Source organism: Nitrosomonas sp. JL21, assembly GCF_009833095.1.
GTDB lineage: Bacteria > Pseudomonadota > Gammaproteobacteria > Burkholderiales > Nitrosomonadaceae > Nitrosomonas.
The window spans coordinates 17,510-34,748 of sequence record NZ_QRCB01000005.1; the positions used below are offsets into that span (position 1 = coordinate 17,510).

General features: G+C 49.1%; 15 protein-coding genes and 1 tRNA gene. 7 read left to right on the top strand and 9 right to left on the bottom strand.

Going from position 1 to position 17,239, the window contains the following annotated elements:
• Positions 1-166 precede the first annotated feature (166 nt).
• From ABF87_RS02465 to ABF87_RS02485, 4 genes are all read left to right on the top strand, one after another.
• Entirely contained in the window at positions 167-427 is a 261-nt protein-coding gene (locus tag ABF87_RS02465; protein ID WP_160827553.1) for a type II toxin-antitoxin system HicA family toxin, read from the top strand.
• Complete coding sequence (locus tag ABF87_RS02470; protein WP_160827554.1) at positions 420-629, top strand: type II toxin-antitoxin system HicB family antitoxin; 210 nt, start codon at positions 420-422, stop codon at positions 627-629. Before ABF87_RS02465 ends, ABF87_RS02470 begins: the two co-directional genes overlap by 8 nt.
• Positions 630-1,178: 549 nt before the next feature.
• A complete protein-coding gene (locus tag ABF87_RS02480) occupies positions 1,179-2,885 on the top strand; it encodes an integrin alpha (RefSeq protein ID WP_160827555.1) in 1,707 nt (568 codons plus the stop codon).
• Positions 2,886-2,942: 57 nt separating this feature from the next.
• A complete protein-coding gene (locus ABF87_RS02485) occupies positions 2,943-3,617 on the top strand; it encodes a hypothetical protein (RefSeq protein WP_160827556.1) in 675 nt (224 codons plus the stop codon).
• A 342-nt stretch (positions 3,618-3,959) separates the two neighbouring features.
• Here the strand turns inward: ABF87_RS02485 and metH are convergent, their stop codons facing one another.
• The 6 genes from metH to aroQ form a co-directional block, all read right to left on the bottom strand.
• Positions 3,960-7,670 carry a methionine synthase gene (gene metH, locus ABF87_RS02490; RefSeq protein WP_160827557.1) on the bottom strand — a complete coding sequence of 1,237 codons (3,711 nt, stop codon included), beginning with the start codon at positions 7,668-7,670 and terminating at the stop codon, positions 3,960-3,962.
• An 80-nt stretch (positions 7,671-7,750) separates the two neighbouring features.
• Positions 7,751-8,554, bottom strand: coding sequence for a zinc-ribbon and DUF3426 domain-containing protein (locus ABF87_RS02495; RefSeq protein WP_160827558.1), 804 nt, complete (start codon positions 8,552-8,554; stop codon positions 7,751-7,753).
• A gap of 108 nt (positions 8,555-8,662) precedes the next feature.
• Complete coding sequence (prmA, locus tag ABF87_RS02500; RefSeq protein ID WP_160827571.1) at positions 8,663-9,574, bottom strand: 50S ribosomal protein L11 methyltransferase; 912 nt, start codon at positions 9,572-9,574, stop codon at positions 8,663-8,665.
• A gap of 52 nt (positions 9,575-9,626) precedes the next feature.
• On the bottom strand, positions 9,627-10,982 hold the full coding sequence (gene accC / locus ABF87_RS02505; protein ID WP_160827559.1) for an acetyl-CoA carboxylase biotin carboxylase subunit: 1,356 nt from the start codon (positions 10,980-10,982) through the stop codon (positions 9,627-9,629).
• A 24-nt stretch (positions 10,983-11,006) separates the two neighbouring features.
• Positions 11,007-11,480 carry an acetyl-CoA carboxylase biotin carboxyl carrier protein gene (accB, locus tag ABF87_RS02510; protein WP_160827560.1) on the bottom strand — a complete coding sequence of 158 codons (474 nt, stop codon included), beginning with the start codon at positions 11,478-11,480 and terminating at the stop codon, positions 11,007-11,009.
• 251 nt (positions 11,481-11,731) lie between these two features.
• Complete coding sequence (gene aroQ, locus ABF87_RS02515) at positions 11,732-12,187, bottom strand: type II 3-dehydroquinate dehydratase (protein ID WP_160827561.1); 456 nt, start codon at positions 12,185-12,187, stop codon at positions 11,732-11,734.
• A gap of 229 nt (positions 12,188-12,416) precedes the next feature.
• On the opposite strand from aroQ, the gene ABF87_RS02520 reads away from it, so the two are divergent.
• Positions 12,417-12,492: transfer RNA gene (locus tag ABF87_RS02520), tRNA-Thr, on the top strand.
• A gap of 35 nt (positions 12,493-12,527) precedes the next feature.
• Here ABF87_RS02520 and ABF87_RS02525 read toward each other — a convergent pair.
• The 3 genes from ABF87_RS02525 to ABF87_RS02540 form a co-directional block, all read right to left on the bottom strand.
• Entirely contained in the window at positions 12,528-13,508 is a 981-nt protein-coding gene (locus ABF87_RS02525) for a site-specific integrase (protein ID WP_345789866.1), read from the bottom strand.
• Complete coding sequence (locus ABF87_RS15385; RefSeq protein WP_160827563.1) at positions 13,418-13,747, bottom strand: helix-turn-helix domain-containing protein; 330 nt, start codon at positions 13,745-13,747, stop codon at positions 13,418-13,420. The genes ABF87_RS02525 and ABF87_RS15385 overlap by 91 nt, the downstream gene beginning before the upstream one ends.
• A 463-nt stretch (positions 13,748-14,210) precedes the next feature.
• Positions 14,211-14,534, bottom strand: a complete 324-nt coding sequence (locus ABF87_RS02540) for a TraK family protein (protein ID WP_160827564.1) — start codon at positions 14,532-14,534, stop codon at positions 14,211-14,213.
• 337 nt (positions 14,535-14,871) lie between these two features.
• On the opposite strand from ABF87_RS02540, the gene traJ reads away from it, so the two are divergent.
• A complete protein-coding gene (gene traJ / locus ABF87_RS02545; RefSeq protein ID WP_160827565.1) occupies positions 14,872-15,240 on the top strand; it encodes a conjugal transfer transcriptional regulator TraJ in 369 nt (122 codons plus the stop codon).
• A 40-nt stretch (positions 15,241-15,280) separates the two neighbouring features.
• Positions 15,281-16,924, top strand: a complete 1,644-nt coding sequence (gene traI / locus ABF87_RS02550) for a TraI/MobA(P) family conjugative relaxase (protein WP_160827566.1) — start codon at positions 15,281-15,283, stop codon at positions 16,922-16,924.
• Positions 16,925-17,239: the final 315 nt, after the last annotated feature.

The following is a 17,239-nucleotide window of genomic DNA, read 5'->3' on the forward strand; positions in this document are numbered from 1 at the left end:
AATGGGTCACGGCTGCATCACCGCCGCTGCCTCAGTCTATTGCATCATCACGGGCGATCGGTCAAGCTATATGAAGTATGGATAGAACAGTATATTGACTGCCCGGACGGGCAATCCGATGATGCAGCAATAACTCCATCAAAGTTGATAAATTGGAACCGTTTAAATGAGTAAGTATGCAAAACTCATAATGAAAATTCTGACGGGAACTGCTGATGCCGACATTACATTCTCCGAACTTTGTCAATTATTGATCCGATTAGGCTTCACGGAGAGAATAAAAGGAAGTCATCATCTATTTACACGTGAGAACATTGAAGAAATTATTAATTTGCAAGCCAGAAATAGTAAAGCAAAGCCGTATCAAGTCAAACAAGTTAGAATTTTATTGACCAAGTATCGCATGGGAGAAAACAACATTGATTAAGTACGAGTTAATTATTTACTGGAGCGATGAAGATCACGCTTTCATCGTTGAGGTTCCAGAATTGCCCGGCTGTATGGCGGATGGAGACACCTACGAGTTAGCTGTTGCGAATGTGAAAATTGTCATTGAACAATGGATAGAAACCGCGCGCGAACTGGGAAAACCTATTCCGGAACCTAAAGGGAGGTTGGTTTATGCGTGACATGTTAGGTTATTTCTTCACTTCGATATAACGAAGTCCAGTAATTACACTCACAGCAACCGTAAAATCAGGAAAAGTCAACTATCTGAATGCTCCAGGTGGTCGCTGAAACTCTTGAAGCTGATGCGGAAAAATGACTGTATCAAAAAGCCATTGAAACTGAACCTTTAATCGAAGTTTTTTACCAGAATCTCATCACCCTATACCTGCAGCTCGGCCGGCAAAGCGAAGCGTTGGCAATGTACCACTTTTGCCATCAATTATTCCTGACCCGCCTAGGTATCAAACCTTCATCAGCCACCGAATTTCTTTATCAGAAGATCATTTCACCTCATTAGCAAGAATTTAAGTATTGGTTTCTCGGCTATTTTCTTACGAGTGATGGCTTTCGATTAATCTGTAACCAATCTGTAAGGTATCCCGGCATACACTTCATGTAATGGCACCCGCCGAAAGGTCTCAGTAGAAAGCTATCGATGAGTCATCATCGTTAAACTATTTTGATCACTGGACGGCACTAACGGCTTCCGCCTGAATCCGACAACCCAGATGACTAATTTTCGGACTCCAATCAGCAGTGCAGGAGATGTCAATGGCGATGGTTTTGCTGATCTGCTTATCGGTGTCGTGGGAAGTGATCCGAGCGGCGGTTATTCCGGTTCCAGTTATGTGGTATTTGGTAAGACTAGTGGTTTTAGCGCGACATTTGATTTATCCAGTCTCGATGGTAATAACGGTTTTCGCCTGGATGGAGTGGCGACATATGACAAATCAGGTACTTCTGTAAGCAATGCAGGGGATGTCAACGGTGACGGGCTTGATGATGTGATTGTCAGTGCTCCGTATGCTGACCCGAATGGCGATAATTCTGGATCCAGTTATATTGTGTTTGGCAAGGCTGCTGGTTTTGCTCCTGCATTGAGCCTATCCAGTCTCGATGGTAATAATGGCTTTCGCCTGAATGGAGAGAAAGGGAGCGATTATTCCGGCACTTCGGTAAGCAACGCGGGCGATGTCAATGACGATGGTTTTTCAGATTTAATAATCGGTTCTTTTAGAACGAATGGTGTGGATTCCACTTCCAGTTATGTCGTTTTCGGCAAAGCCACTGGATTTGACGCTACATTGAATCTGCCCAGTCTCAATGGCAATAACGGTTTTCGTCTAGAAGGAGTGTCAGCGTTTGATGCTTCTGGTTATTCAGTGAGTAGTGCGGGAGACATCAATGGTGACGGGTTTGCTGATGTGCTTGTTGGTGCGTTCAATGCCGATACTAGCGATAAGTATACGGGAGCCAGTTATGTGGTATTCGGCAAGGCTACCGGATTTGATGCTGCGCTGAACTTATCCGATCTTGACGGTAGCAATGGTTTTCGCGTGGATGGCGCGGCATCGCTTGATTCTGCAGGTATTTCGGTTAGCGATGCAGGTGACGTCAATGGTGACGGGTTTGCAGATTTACTGATCGGTGCGATTGGAGCCGGTCCGAACGGCCCTATTTCCGGCTCCAGTTACGTGGTATTTGGCAAGGCTTCCGGCTTTGATGCGACGCTGAGCTTATCGAACCTCGGCAGCAAAGACGGCTTCCGTCTCGATGGCGCAGCCGCGGAAGATATTTCGGGCGCTAGGGTCAGCAGAGCAGGCGATGTTAACGGTGATGGTTTTGACGATGTGCTTGTCGGTGCTTTTGGCGCTGATCCGAACGGAAGTTTCTCTGGTTCTAGCTACGTAGTATTTGGCCGCAATTTCAATGGCAAGGTAACCGCAATGGGCACGGCAAAAGCGGACAAGCTCAAGGGTAATCAAGGCGTGGACCGCATGGTGGCTGGCGATGGCGATGACACCTTGATTGGTCGAGGCGGGAAGGATGTGTTTCATGCCGGTGCTGGCGATGATACCATTGAAATCTGTGATTTGAAGTTTCAATTGGCGGATGGTGGTGCCGGTTGGGATACGCTCAAATTGGATGACAGTTACTTGAATCTGAATCTGATCAAAGAGCGCGGGCATATCAGCGATATCGAAGCCATCGACCTGAAAGGCAACGGTGCTAATAAGCTGACCGTGACCGCACTGGATATACTCAATCTATCGACTACCACCAATACTTTGAAAGTGGACGGTAACAGCAACGACCGTGTCGCCGGGCTGAGCGAAGGCTGGACGGATGGCGGCGTTGATGACGGTTATCACACGTTTACCAATGGCGAAGCGGTGCTGTTGGTCGGTGTTCATGTGGCAACTGATTTCTTTTAATGCATTATTGGCAACGAGCACGTCACCGTTTTTTTTAATTCGACAGAAAAGGAGAGCATGATGAAATTAGCCGCCCATATGATCACTGGCATAATCCTGGTTGGGATGATCCATACTACAAAAGCGCAAACCATACTGATCGACAATTTCGATACCGGACCTCAAGTCATATCTCCCCGAGACCCAAGTTCTGGTACTGGTACCCGTGTCCAGACTGGCTCCATGCTCGGCGGCTTCCGCCAAGTCAAGCATATCGTCCAGCAACTGCCATCACCACCTACGTCTCTCGGTAGAAAAGGAGTCTATAACATCATTGGCGGTCATTTGATTGTCGAAGACGGTGTCAGAGTCGCGAGCCGACTTGAAGTTTCGTATGGTTTTGACAAAGAAGATAATCTCATACCTCTCAATCTCGATTTAAGCAATGCGCTGGCTAACGGAAAAATGAAGCTGCATTTTCATTCGCTGGACATGATCAATCAGGTGGATGCCATCATTCAGTTAGTGACGCCGTCGAGGGAGATTTTTCAGTTAAGCAAACCCATCACGCCACCGGTTGCCGGTTCATTCACGATAGCTTTCCCGTTGTCGGCATTTCGTTCAGGCTCGCAAGGAAAACCACCCACCAAAAACGACTTGAAATCGATTGATTACATCACGCTCATTCTTCAGGACGGTGGCAATGGCGGGAATGATTTTGCAATAGATGTGTTTGATATTTCTTTTAACTGACGCAACACGGCGGAAGGGTTATGGCGGACCTTCCGCCGCAATCACAGTATCGGTAGGTCCTGATTCTCCTGCTCTATTTAGTCAGCACATAATAATAGACCTTGCCGCACCTGGCCAGCGTTGCAATTATCGCGGCGGGCAGCGACCAGTAAATTTAGTCCACTTGATCGAGCGCAACGGCGCCGCCGAAATCTCCGCCCAGATCGGTACCGCCTGATCCGGCTGCAGGACTGGTGACGCGCTCCCGCTGTACCCAGGATACGCCGATCCGGTCAAACAGATACGCGGCGCCACAATTGCCATTGACGCAATCTGCGCTCGATATGCCGACCCTACTGTGAATTATCGCTCGTACGCCAGCACCGGCGCCAACCAGCGCTCGGCTTCTTCCAGAGTCCAGCCCTTGCGTTTGGCATAATCTTCGACTTGATCCTTGCCAATTTTCCCCACGGCGAAGAAAGACGAGTCCGGATGCGAGAAATAAAAGCCGGACACTGCGGCTGTCGGCACCATGGCGAACGATTCGGTAATGACGATGTCGGCATTCTCGGTGGCGTTCAGCGTCGCAAACAATGGGCCTTTCTCGGTGTGATCCGGGCACGCGGGATAACCTGGCGCAGGACGGATACCAAGGTATTCCTCGTTGATCAACTGCTCGTTGCTCAGAGTCTCATCCTTGGCATAACCCCAGAATTCACGGCGCACGCGCATGTGCATGTGTTCGGCGAAAGCTTCCGCCAGGCGGTCGGCCAGCGCTTTCAGCACGATTGCGCTGTAATCGTCGTTGACTGCTTCGAATGCCTTGATGCGATCGTCGATACCGAAACCGGCGCCGACCGCGAACAGGCCGATGGTATCGGCAATGCCGGTGTCCTTCGGCGCAATGTAATCTGCCAGGCAGCGGTTGGGCTTGCCAGTCGGCTTCTGATCCTGCTGCCGCAGGCAGTGGTACACCATGGCGATCTTGCTGCGCGTGGCATCGGTATAGATTTCGATGTCGTCGCCGACCGCATTCGCCGGAAAAAGACCGATCACGGCATTGGCGCTGAGCCATTTCTGCTCGACGATTTTCTTCATCATGGCTTGTGCATCCTTGAACAACTGGCTGGCGGTCTCCCCGACCACTTCATCGGTCAGGATGTCGGGATAGCGACCTGCCAGTTCCCAGGCCTGGAAGAACGGTGTCCAGTCGATGAACGGCACGATCTTGTCGAGCGGATAATTGTTCAGCGTACGCACACCGATCAATTGCGGCTGATGCGGTTTGTAGCTGGCCCAGTCGGTCTTGAATGCATTGGCGCGCGCTTCTTCCAGCGCCAGCAATTTGGCCGGACCTTTCTTGTTTTTGTGCTGGGTGCGGACTTTCTCGTATTCTTCCTTGATACCCTGCACGTAATTGGCACGCAGGTCTTCCGACAGCAAATTGCTGCACACGCCCACGGCACGGCTGGCATCGGGAACCCACACGGTCGGGCCTTCGTAATGTGGCGCGATCTTGACGGCGGTATGCACCCGTGATGTCGTGGCGCCACCGATCAGCAACGGGATGGTGAAACCCTCGCGCTGCATCTCCTTGGCCACATGCGCCATTTCCTCGAGCGACGGCGTGATCAATCCGGACAGACCGATGATGTCGGCATTTTCACGCCGCGCCATGTCGAGGATCTGCGCACTCGGTACCATGACGCCCATGTTGATCACTTCGTAGTTGTTGCACTGCAATACCACAGCCACGATATTCTTGCCGATGTCGTGCACGTCACCCTTGACCGTGGCAACGACAATTTTTCCTTTCGGCTTGTCGTCGCCCAGCAGTTTCTTTTCGGCTTCGATATAGGGCAACAGATAGGCCACCGCCTGTTTCATCACACGCGCCGATTTGACCACTTGCGGCAAAAACATTTTTCCGGCACCGAACAGATCGCCGACCACGCTCATGCCGTCCATCAACGGCCCTTCGATCACCTGAATCGGGCGACCCCCCTTCTTCTCGATCTCGGCGCGCGCTTCCTCGGTATCGACTTCGATGAACGAGGCGATGCCTCTGACCAGCGCATGCGTCAGTCGCTGTTGCAACGGCTCGTCACGCCATGCCAGATCTTCCACCTGTTCCTTTTTCTGTCCCTTGTACTGTTCTGCAAACTCGACCAAACGTTCGGTTGCATCCGGGTGGCGGTTCAGCAGCACATCCTCGACCTTCTCCAGCAGTTCGGGTGGAATATCGGAATACACGCCAAGCTGCCCGGCGTTGACGATCCCCATCGTCATGCCGGCCCTGATCGCGTGATACAGGAAAGCGGTATGGATAGCTTCGCGGATCGGCTCATTGCCGCGGAACGAGAACGACACATTCGACACCCCGCCGCTTATCTTGGCATACGGCAAAGTCTGCTTGATCGCACGGGTGGCTTCGATGAAATCGACGCCATAGTTGTTGTGCTCTTCGATCCCGGTGGCAATTGCAAAGATGTTCGGATCGAAAATGATGTCTTCCGGCGGAAAACCAACCTTGTCCACCAGAATTCGGTAACTGCGCGTGCAAATCTCGACCTTGCGCTGCAACGTATCCGCCTGCCCCTGCTCGTCGAACGCCATGACGATTACTGCGGCACCATAACGGCGCGCCAGTTTAGCGTGGTGGATGAATTCCTCCTCGCCTTCCTTCATGCTGATCGAATTGATGATCGACTTGCCCTGGATGCACTTCAAACCGGCCTGGATCACCGTCCACTTGCTCGAGTCGAGCATGATCGGCACCTTGCAGATATCCGGTTCCGCCGCCACCAGATTGAGAAACGTCACCATGGCCTTGTGCGAATCGAGCATCGCTTCGTCCATATTGATGTCGATGATCTGCGCGCCGTTTTCCACCTGGCTGCGCGCCACATCCAACGCTTCCGCGTAACTGTCGTTCAGGATCAAACGGGCAAAAGCACGTGAACCGGTCACGTTGGTGCGTTCACCGACATTCACGAACAGCGAATCGTCACCGATGTTCAACGGTTCCAGGCCCGACAGTCGCAATTTTTTCGGAATATCGGGTATCTTGCGCGGTGCAATCTCGGCCACCGACTGCGCGATGGCCTTGATATGCGCGGGTGTGGTACCGCAGCAACCACCGACGATATTGACGAAGCCATCCTCGGCGAAGCCCTTGATCTGGCTTGCAGTATATTCCGGCGATTCGTCATAGCCGGTTTCGGACAATGGATTCGGCAGCCCCGCATTGGGGTGCACGCTGATGTACACATCGGCCACCCCGGCCAGTTCCTCGATATAGGGGCGCATCAACTCGGCGCCAAGCGCGCAGTTGATGCCCACCGACAACGGTCGGGTGTGGCTGACTGAATTCCAGAAGGCTTCCGGCGTCTGCCCCGACAGCGTGCGACCCGACGCATCGGTGATCGTGACCGAAATCATAATCGGCAAGCGTATGCCCTGATCCTCAAAAAACTGGTCAATCGCAAACAGCGCCGCCTTGGCATTCAACGAATCGAAAATGGTTTCCACCAGCAGAATGTCGGCACCGCCATCGATTAGCCCGCGGATCGACTCGGTGTAATCGATTACCAGCTGATCGAACGAAATATTGCGGAAACCAGGGTCGTTGACATCCGGTGAAATGGATGCGGTTTTGGTGGTCGGACCGATCACGCCGGCGACAAAACGTGGCTTGTCGGGCGTTCTGGCTTCATGTTCCTGTGCCGCTTCGCGTGCCAGCTTAGCCGCAGCAACGTTCAGTTCGTACACCAGATCCTGCATGTGATAATCCGCCATCGACGCCGCGTTGGAATTGAATGTGTTGGTCTCGATGATATCCGCGCCCGCTTCCAGATAACCCGAGTGAATCGAGCGGATGATGTCGGGTTGCGTCAGTGTCAGCAGATCGTTGTTGCCCCTCAGATCATGTGCAAAGTCCGCAAAACGCTGTCCGCGGAAATCCGCCTCGGTGAGCTTGAAAGTTTGGATCATGGTGCCCATCGCGCCATCCAGAATCAGGATGCGTTGTGCAAACAGGCTTTCCAGTAAAGTAGTACGGGAGTGATTAGTCATTGATGAACCAGCGTGGATAAAATCAGTCGTGCATTATACCTTACCTGAATTCGCTTCTATCGGGTGTCCCGAAGTATGCGTCAAGGATAAAGCAGATGCAGGCGATAGCCGAGCGCCTGCAATTGACTGCTGTCAAAATCCAGACGGATCTCGATTTCCTGCTGAGGTTCGATGAATTGCGGTGCTCTATCGTGCTCGGAAAAATAATCCTGAGCGGTAAAAATCCGGCTGGCAATGATCTGATCTTGCGCATCCAGAAGCACAAGCTGCAAAGCCGGCAATGCCTGCGGGAAGGACGCATAATTGCGTATTACTGCGGAAACGCTGGTGACTTCCGGCTGACGCGAAAGATTTTTTTCCAGATCGGAAGTTTCGATGCCCAACTGTTTAATCGATTGCGGATAAGGAACCTCACATCCTAGCAACAGACAATAGTGTTCCAGATGAGGTCTCAACACCGGCATCAAGATCGTTAACTCGGTGCGATGAGTATAGGCAATTTGCCCGAGCAGCAACAGCAAGGCGAACACATTCGCCACCGCCCATCTTCCCCATGACTCGCCCACAGAAGATGCTTCATCGAGAAACTGCCCGCCAGGCTCTGTCGCAGTTGAATCGGAGATTGTCGCCGAACTCTCTGAGACATCGCTGGAGTGATCAATTACCCTACGATCCGTCTCGGTAGCTTCCGATTCATTTCCAACATGTGCTCGAAATTCGGCAGGATGTTCCAATACGGATTCGCTGATCGTAATCAATGTCGTAAATCCATTGAATACGCGTAGACACTGACCACAGCGCACATCGCCGCCATGCGCCTGCAATTGCATTGCATTTACGCGGAAGGCCGTTGCGCAGTCAGGACAAATCGTCACCAGCGCCATGAACTACTCATCGTATTTAATCGCATTGGCCGTCAATGTGTTGAGAAGTGAATCGAATATACCAGAAATGGCTTTGCTTACTCGCCAATGTGTGAAGAATCCATTATTTCATCTTTTGATTCCCGTTAATAGCACCCAGCCTTCCATGTCAGCGGCGATGCTCATATCGAACCATGATTGGTATGCCGAGTTAACATCATCGGCCTGTTCACTTAAAATTCCGGATAACGCAATCCGGCCTCCTGATCGCACAAGATTGGAAAGAAGCGGCGCCAGGAGAATCAGCGGATTGGCGAGAATATTCGCGACCACGATGTCAGCTGATCCGGGCAGTTGAAGCGCCCGTTCTGTGTCCGCTGTTATAAACTCAAAATCTGAGGAATTGCAGTGATTGCGCAACGCATTTTCTTCACTTGCGTTGATGGCCTGCGGGTCGATATCGATACCGGTCACATGCTGCGCGCCCAGTTTCAATGCCGCGATCGCCAATATTCCGGAACCACAGCCATAATCGATGAGCACATCACCGTTGCGGATATGCTGATCGAGCCAATTCAGGCAAAGCTTGGTGGTCGGATGGCTGCCCGTTCCAAACGCCATGCCGGGATCCAGAATCAAATTGATGGCGGCCGGATCGGGAGATTGGTGCCAGGTGGGCACGATCCATAATCGCGATGAGATTTGAATCGGATCAAACTGTGATTGAGTCAACTGCACCCAGTCTTGTTCTTCTACTCGTTCGACACGATAGCTGGGCGGACGATCAAACTGCGCGGCTTTGGTCAAATCACGCACAATCTCCTCGATATCAACATTCTGGTCAAACAATGCGGAAACTTCGGCATTCTGCCAAATTTCTCCGCAAATTTCTCCCGGTTCCCCGAACAGCATTTGTTCATCGTCAGTGTCGGCGGCGGCATCGTGTATGTCCGCCGACAATGCGCCCTGCTCGATCAGGATATCGCTGAGCAATTCAGCGTGCGCCGCATCGGTTTTGATGATCAATGTAACCCAGAACATATTTTCGCAGGCAACGCTCGGCAGTCGGGTGAAAATGACAGACCGCAATCCGTCAGTCTGATTTATTATGCAACGCGAGTTTTTGTTCGAGATAGTGAATCGATGCACCGCCGCGAAGGAAGGAGGCATCCGTCAACAAATCCCGATGCAACGGAATATTGGTTTTGATGCCGGAAACCACCATTTCGGACAAGGCGATGCGCATGCGCGCAATAGCCTGTTCACGCGTGTCTCCATATGCGATGATCTTACCGATCATGGAATCATAAAAAGGCGGCACCATATAATTATGATAAACATGCGAATCCACCCGGATGCCCGGACCGCCCGGTGCGTGATATTGCGTAATGCGGCCGGCGGAGGGCGTTAATTTGTAGGCATCCTCGGCATTGATGCGGCACTCGATCGCATGGCCCTTGAACACCACATCCTTCTGGCCAAGCGGCAGTATGCCGCCCGCAGCCACATTGATCTGCGCCTGAACAAGATCAATACCGGTGATGGCTTCGGTCACCGGATGTTCAACCTGCAAACGGGTATTCATTTCGATGAAGTAGAATTCATTGTTTTCGAACAGAAATTCGAAGGTACCGACACCGCGGTATTTGATGCGGCGGCACGCTTCCGCGCAGCGCTCGCCGATTTTGTTGCGTAATTTCTCGGAGATGCCCGGCGCGGGTGCTTCTTCGAGAATCTTTTGGTGGCGGCGCTGCATCGAACAGTCTCTTTCCCCCAAATGAATCACATGGCCATGCTCATCGATCAATAATTGGAATTCGATATGGCGTGGGTTCTCCAAGTACTTCTCGGCATATACCGTCGGATTACCGAACGCGGTTTGCGCTTCATTGCGCGTCACGATCACGGCATTCGACAACGCCGCTTCGGTGTGCACCACGCGCATGCCACGTCCGCCCCCGCCCCCAGCGGCTTTAATAATGATGGGATAACCAATTTCACGCACCACTTTCTTGATGTCATCGATATTGTCTGGCAATGCGCCATCCGAGCCGGGAACACAAGGAACACCCGCTTTTTTCATGGCATTCTTGGCGCTAACTTTATCGCCCATCAGGCGGATCGTTTCCGGCCTCGGCCCGATGAATACGAAGCCACTTTTTTCGACCCGCTCGGCAAAATCGGCATTTTCAGACAGGAAACCGTAGCCCGGATGAATCGCTTCAGAATCGGTCACTTCGGCAGCACTGATGATCGCCGGAACGTTCAGGTAGCTTTGCGCCACGGGCGCGGGCCCAATGCAGACCGATTCATCGGCCAGCTTGACGTATTTGGCTTCGGCATCCGCTTCCGAATGCACAGCCACGGTTTTGATACCCATTGCGCGGCATGCGCGTTGTATCCGCAACGCAATTTCGCCGCGATTTGCTATAAGAATTTTTTCAAACATGACTATGGATTTCTACTCAGCGCTTCATTCAATGACGAACAGCGGCTCGCCGTATTCCACGGGCTGCCCATTCTCTAGCAAGATGGCCTTGATGACTCCGCTTTTATCCGCTTCGATCTCGTTGAGTAATTTCATCGCTTCGATAATACACAGGGTATCGCCCTCTTTGACCCGTTGACCCACTTCGACGAACGCGCTCGCGCCGGGAGACGGCGACCGATAAAATGTGCCGACCATCGGAGATTTGACAATATGGCCGTCAGGAATGGAGTTGGTCTCTCCGGCCGCTGATTCGGCAGGTTTCTCCAGCTCCACTGACGCAGCGCCGGGTATCTGCTGTTGCGCAGGCGCGATGACCGGGGGCATGAAGGCATAGTTCTGCACTCCGGCGCCGGATTTACTGATGCGGACTTTTTCTTCGCCCTCGGTAATCTCCAATTCAGCAATACTCGATTCCTCAACCAATTCAATGAGCTTTTTGAGCTTTCTTAAATCCATATTCCATCTCCCGAGACAACGCCTCGCGTATTAGTAGTTAATAAAAAAACGATTAAGGAAACTCTAAAAACTGCTGCGCTCATTCTCGTCTGTGAGGTTGCGCCTAAAAGGGAGAGGCTCAATACCCTCACTCCCTCAATAAACTGTGCGCGTTGAACTGACTTTCCTTTGCCAAATCACCTTCACTAACCTTTCGAGAGCTTCCTTGATATATCTTCCTTCCTGCAATCGATCCTCTGTATGGGTTCATATTAATGAGAATCGATGGCATATTTCAATGCCAATTCATAGCCTTTGGCACCCAACCCGCTGATGACTCCGACTGCGAGATCCGAAAAATAAGAGTGATGGCGAAAAGACTCTCGCGAAAAAATATTCGATAAATGCACTTCGATGAAGGGAAGATTCACAGCAGCGAGTGCATCGCGCAATGCTATGCTGGTATGCGTATACGCTGCTGGATTGATGATAATAAAATCTGTCCCGTCCTGGGCGGCTTGGTGAATTCTATCGATGAGAGCCGATTCGGCATTGTGTTGAAAGAAGTTCACTTTGATATGCGAATCTTCGGCTAATTGAGATAAATTTCTGTTAATATGCTGCAAAGTTTCATGACCATAAATTCCCGGTTCACGCATCCCTAACATATTCAAATTAGGACCGTGAAGAATCAGAATATTTTTTACGCTGAATTTGGGAGAGTTCATAGGCGAATTATGAACTCTTGCAATAAAAATGTATAGATTTTTGACGAAATTGACCGAACTTAACCGAAGTTATTCCGAAAATTTTGTGTCTTTAAAACCACACGATCTCCTCACTTTCATTTGCTTGTGTAAAAAAGATCCCAAAATCCCGATTTTTCATCACTGATTTTAATATTTGCCGGTTATTACTCAACCCACTATAATGGCGAGCCTGATTTTCATTCCATATGCTGTTGTAGCTCAGTTGGTAGAGCAACTGATTCGTAATCAGTAGGTCGGAGGTTCGACTCCTCTCAACAGCACCAAAAAACAAAGACTTATATTAGATACAAAAAGCCTTTTACTTCGATTGTGTCAAATTTGTGACATTTAGCATGCCATCCAAGACCCGGGCATGCTGAGCAAATTGCTCAGGCGCAAGGTGAGCATACCGCCTCACCATCTCAGCAGATTCCCATGCGCCCATTTCCTGAATGACATTCAACGGCACGCCGTTCTGAGTCAGCCAGCTTGCCCAGGTATGGCGCAAATCATGCCAGCGAAAATCCTTAATACCCGCACGTTTTAACGCCTTATACCAAGCTTTTGTATTCACTTGCGTGATTGGCTTGCCCTTGTAACTGAATACTGATCTTGGATGTTTGCCAATCTGCCTAGTCAATACCGCTATTGCCGTCGCATTCAGGGTCACATGAATCGGTTTTCCTGCTTTGGCCTGATCGCCATGTATCCATGCGACATTGCGTTGCATATCCACTTGCGACCATTCCAGCTTCGTAACGTTTGATCGTCTTAAGCCTGTAGCCAGTGAAAACGTCACCATATCCGCCAAATGCTGCGGCAATTCTTGAATGAGCATACTTGCTTGTGTTGCACTCAGGTAACGCACGCGCCGCTTTGCTTCACGATATAGCTTGATTACAGGAGGTTTATCAATCCACTCCCAATCTAAAGCGGATCGCCGCAAAATCGCACGAATTAGCGCCAGTAAGCGATTCGCTGTTGCTGGAGTTGATTGCTGACGCTTTAACTCACCAATCTTTGCGATCAGATCCCGAGTCAACTCATCCAGATATTTGCCCCTAAAGAACTGTTGGAGCCAGTTTATTTTAGCCACATCTTCATGATGTGACTTTTTATGTTGTGTCTCCATTAGCCATTTATAAGCGGCCTCATCCCAAGTTCGCTTTGGCTTATCTCCCAGCCTTGCAACACGCCAGGATTCCGCTTTCAGCTTATCGTGGAATTCTTGCGCTTGGGTTTTATCTTCAGTTGCAGCAGAGCATCTAACTCGCTCGCCGCTTGGTGTGGTGAAACTAATCCACCACGTCTTACCACGTTTACAGAGTGACATAATTGTTTCTCCTCATGTCCCACTTGCAACGCTTGCCGGGTACAAGCATATAACGAGCGAATGTGGTCAGCAAGATCATCTTCAATAAATGCCCACCGTTTACCTAATTTTGCACCCGGAATAATTCCCGCTTTAGCGCGACGGCGCACTTCTTCGGGGTGCAATTTCAAGAATTGGGCAGCTTCACTTAAATTTAGTGTTCTCATGAACTATCCTGCTTATTTATAGAAAAATCTTGCTATAACAAAATCAAAAATACCGATACAACCGAAATCAGTATCAAGATTGAAACCAGCAAATTAATGATGGCCGCTTGCCCTGGAAATTCTGACTAGCTCATAAGTTTCATGATCCATACCGCTTTTAATCCTTTCATCGATCAGCTGAAAACAGTTCAGCATGCTCATTTTCATTCTGTTCCAGCAAGACTTCATTGAACGTATGCATCCTCAATACCGGATCATCCTGTGACAGAACAATGCCGTGCTCTGATGAGTATCTAACTTGTCGGCACTCATGTTAAAACCGCAGCCACATTTTCGATGTTGGTAAAAAGCTGTCTGCGAATAATCGCCAACCTTTGGCAACTTCATGTTGTAGCTAACGTGAATGATATAAACGACTTTTCTACCTCACCCCTTCCTTGCAGAATCATATGTATTTTAGCCATCAGATCAGATCCTCTTTTTTAATTGCAGAATTAAAACGAAATCCTTCATGACCATTCCCAGCTGATTTTCTTTGATGAATGCACGGATGTCGCTTTCTGTCCTCACCAATATGTCGATTGACCAGTGTTCTGAACCATTGATATGAACATTTGATTTTTCCTTCCTGATGCAAAATGTTCCAGATTTGCCGCATCGTCCAACCATCCTGTAATGCCTGCTCAATTTCCGGTTTCAACGCAATGAACGCCGGCAAAAATTGCTTACCGATACTTTTGTTTTTATCCGCGTAAAGTGCGATTCGTTCTGATAAAGATTTAGTCATCACAAAAATAGTTATCTTGGCGTCCAAATAGATTTCTGCTTTTTTGCTTTACTTTCGGTTTCTTTTTGTTATTTTCAGTTTATTTGAATTTTTTATATTTTCTAATTTGTTACCAAGTAATTGTTATTTTTATTGAATAAAGCTTCTTTCAAGTGCTTTTAACCTATTTGATATTTATCATATAACGAAAATAATATATTTGCAAACATCGATTATAATGATAATATCCTTCTTGAAACTCACACAACCGGGCAAGATATGTGGAGATGGCCATCTCCACTGCAACTTATTCGCACAATGTGCTCAACGTTAATCTTGCTCTTCGAGGAAAACTGAAATGAATGTCAAAAAAAGCTCTAAAACAATTTGTAAAGAGAGAAGAGGTAAGAAGCTCAGGGTTCCTGTTTTGCCAATCGAGGAAGCTGAAATAAAGACTAAGGCGCAGGATGTTGGGTTAACCGTTGCCCAATACCTGCGCAACCTGGGTCTGGGCTATCAAGTACCCAGTGTTATAGATAACCGGCAAGTGGATGCGTTGTTAAAAATCAATGGGGATCTTGGCAGACTGGGTGGATTGATCAAGCTTTGGCTTACCAATGACAAGCGCACTAAATTGATTGGTAAGTCAGAATTGCATTTAACTTTAAACAACATCCGAAATACCCAAAACACGATGTTGGATGTCATTATGAAGCTTAAAAAATAGCTTTCGGAATAGTCATTTTTACTTAAGCAGCTTAAATACGATGATCGCCAAAATCATACCCATCAAATCAATACGCAAAAGCAGTTTCTCTGCCTTGGTGCAGTATCTGACCAATCCACAAGGTAAAAGCGAGCGCGTCGGCCAGATTTCGGTTGCAAACTGCTATACAGACGAGTTACCTGCTGCCGTGCTTGAAATCCAGAACACACAAGAAATGAATAAGCGCGCCAGATCAGATAAAATCTGCCATCTGGTACTGAGTTTCCCGCAAGGGGAACGTTTGTCCCTTGAGAGTCTTAATACCATTGAAGCGCGATTTTGTGATGCGTTGGGATTTCAAGATCATCAGCGCGTGAGCGTCATCCATGACGATACCGATTATCTACACGTGCATATTGCCATCAACAAGATACATCCCAGGCGTCTTACCATACACAATCCCTATTATGACTATAAGATCGTCGCCCGAGTCTGTGAACAGATCGAACAGGAATATGGTTTAACCATTGTCAATCATGAAACCGTGAAGGATGAAGCATCCAGAATAGCGCAGGACATTGAAGCCAGAACAGGAGTGGAAAGTCTGCTTGGCTGGATCAAGCGTGAGGTACTCGGTGAAATCATACAAGCTGATAATTGGCAGGCGCTGCATGGGATACTTAAAGATCATGGCCTTGAACTTAAAGAACGAGGCAATGGCTTTATCATAGTTGCCAACAATGGCCTAGCTGTTAAAGCAAGCTCAGTTGATCGATCTTTGTCGAAAGGGAATCTGACTCAGAGACTGGGTGCTTTTGTACCTAATGAATTTACTTCAGTACGACGCAATGTGAGGAAGGTTAATCGGCAATTCCAACCACGGCCATTACAAACCCGTATTGATACTTCCAAGCTGTATGCGCGATACCAGGAAGAGCAGAAAAATCTATCTCAGCAACGCTCAACGCAATGGGCTAGGTTGCGACATACGCGCGATCAACTCATCGAGCGTGCAAAACGAGAAGCAGCACTCAAACGCGGCATTATCAAGAATATTCAGGCAGGGAGATTAGCCAAAAAAGCGCTGTACGCCACCGCGCATCAGCAATTCAAAACCTCGATAGAAGTTATCAACAATGATTATCGGAACGCTTATCAGCAGTCTAAGACCCGCCATTGCCGGAGGGCATGGCTGGACTGGCTGACCTTTGAAGCCAAGCTTGGTAACGCTGAAGCCCTGGCCGTGTTGCGATCCAGAAGAACCAGTCAATTCAAGGGCAATCAGGTGTCGGCCAAGCAAAGCAATAATGGCTCCGGTGCTAATAGCCACTTTAGGGGTGGTTTCATAAAAGACAGTTCTGTTGAATCAATCACCAAAATCGGCACAGTCAATTGTCGAGCAGGATCAACCACTATTCGCGATGACGGTGAGCGATTAATCGTGTTGCCGGATACATCACCTGATGCCTTGAGAGATATTTTGATCGTTGCCATGAAGAAATACGGCAGCCACTTGGCAATCAATGGAACCGAGTCGTTTCGCGTTCAGATCGCAGAAGTGGCCGCGCAAAACCACATGCGCGTGACTTTTAATGACGAGCGGCTTGAACAGTACCGACAGCAGTTAATGAAGCATCACAGGATCAATAGCGCGCAATCAATAGGTCGGCAACGATCCATTTCAACACCCAGAAGGAGCCTTTAATGAATAAGAATAGCTTCTTATCTCAAAACAATAGGAATGCTAAGAAGGATAGGTTCATTGTCGACTATTATTATCCGTTGTGTATCTGATCGGAGGATTGTAGGTAGCTACCCAGTATTTCGCGTACAAATTCGATTATCAGCCGCAATTAGGTACACATCTTTTTCATATTTATGAACCCTGGGCAATTCTGCTATGGGCCAATAAATGGTATGGCCTGTATCCGGGGATCATCGATCTGTCAGGGGGTTTTGGGGTTTTGGGGTTTTGGGGTTTTGGGGTTTTGGGGTTTTGGGGTTTTGGGGTTTTGGGGTT

Coding starts and splice junctions, on each gene's coding strand:
- accB (WP_160827560.1), bottom strand. CDS start 11,480: ATGGATTTAAGAAAGCTCAAAAAGCTCATTGAATTGGTTGAGGAATCG.
- traI (WP_160827566.1), top strand. CDS start 15,281: ATGATCGCCAAAATCATACCCATCAAATCAATACGCAAAAGCAGTTTC.
- accC (WP_160827559.1), bottom strand. CDS start 10,982: ATGTTTGAAAAAATTCTTATAGCAAATCGCGGCGAAATTGCGTTGCGG.
- ABF87_RS02495 (WP_160827558.1), bottom strand. CDS start 8,554: ATGGCGCTGGTGACGATTTGTCCTGACTGCGCAACGGCCTTCCGCGTA.
- traJ (WP_160827565.1), top strand. CDS start 14,872: ATGAATGTCAAAAAAAGCTCTAAAACAATTTGTAAAGAGAGAAGAGGT.
- ABF87_RS02485 (WP_160827556.1), top strand. CDS start 2,943: ATGATGAAATTAGCCGCCCATATGATCACTGGCATAATCCTGGTTGGG.
- prmA (WP_160827571.1), bottom strand. CDS start 9,574: ATGTTCTGGGTTACATTGATCATCAAAACCGATGCGGCGCACGCTGAA.
- ABF87_RS02465 (WP_160827553.1), top strand. CDS start 167: ATGAGTAAGTATGCAAAACTCATAATGAAAATTCTGACGGGAACTGCT.
- aroQ (WP_160827561.1), bottom strand. CDS start 12,187: ATGAACTCTCCCAAATTCAGCGTAAAAAATATTCTGATTCTTCACGGT.
- ABF87_RS02480 (WP_160827555.1), top strand. CDS start 1,179: ATGACTAATTTTCGGACTCCAATCAGCAGTGCAGGAGATGTCAATGGC.
- metH (WP_160827557.1), bottom strand. CDS start 7,670: ATGACTAATCACTCCCGTACTACTTTACTGGAAAGCCTGTTTGCACAA.
- ABF87_RS15385 (WP_160827563.1), bottom strand. CDS start 13,747: ATGAGAACACTAAATTTAAGTGAAGCTGCCCAATTCTTGAAATTGCAC.
- ABF87_RS02540 (WP_160827564.1), bottom strand. CDS start 14,534: ATGACTAAATCTTTATCAGAACGAATCGCACTTTACGCGGATAAAAAC.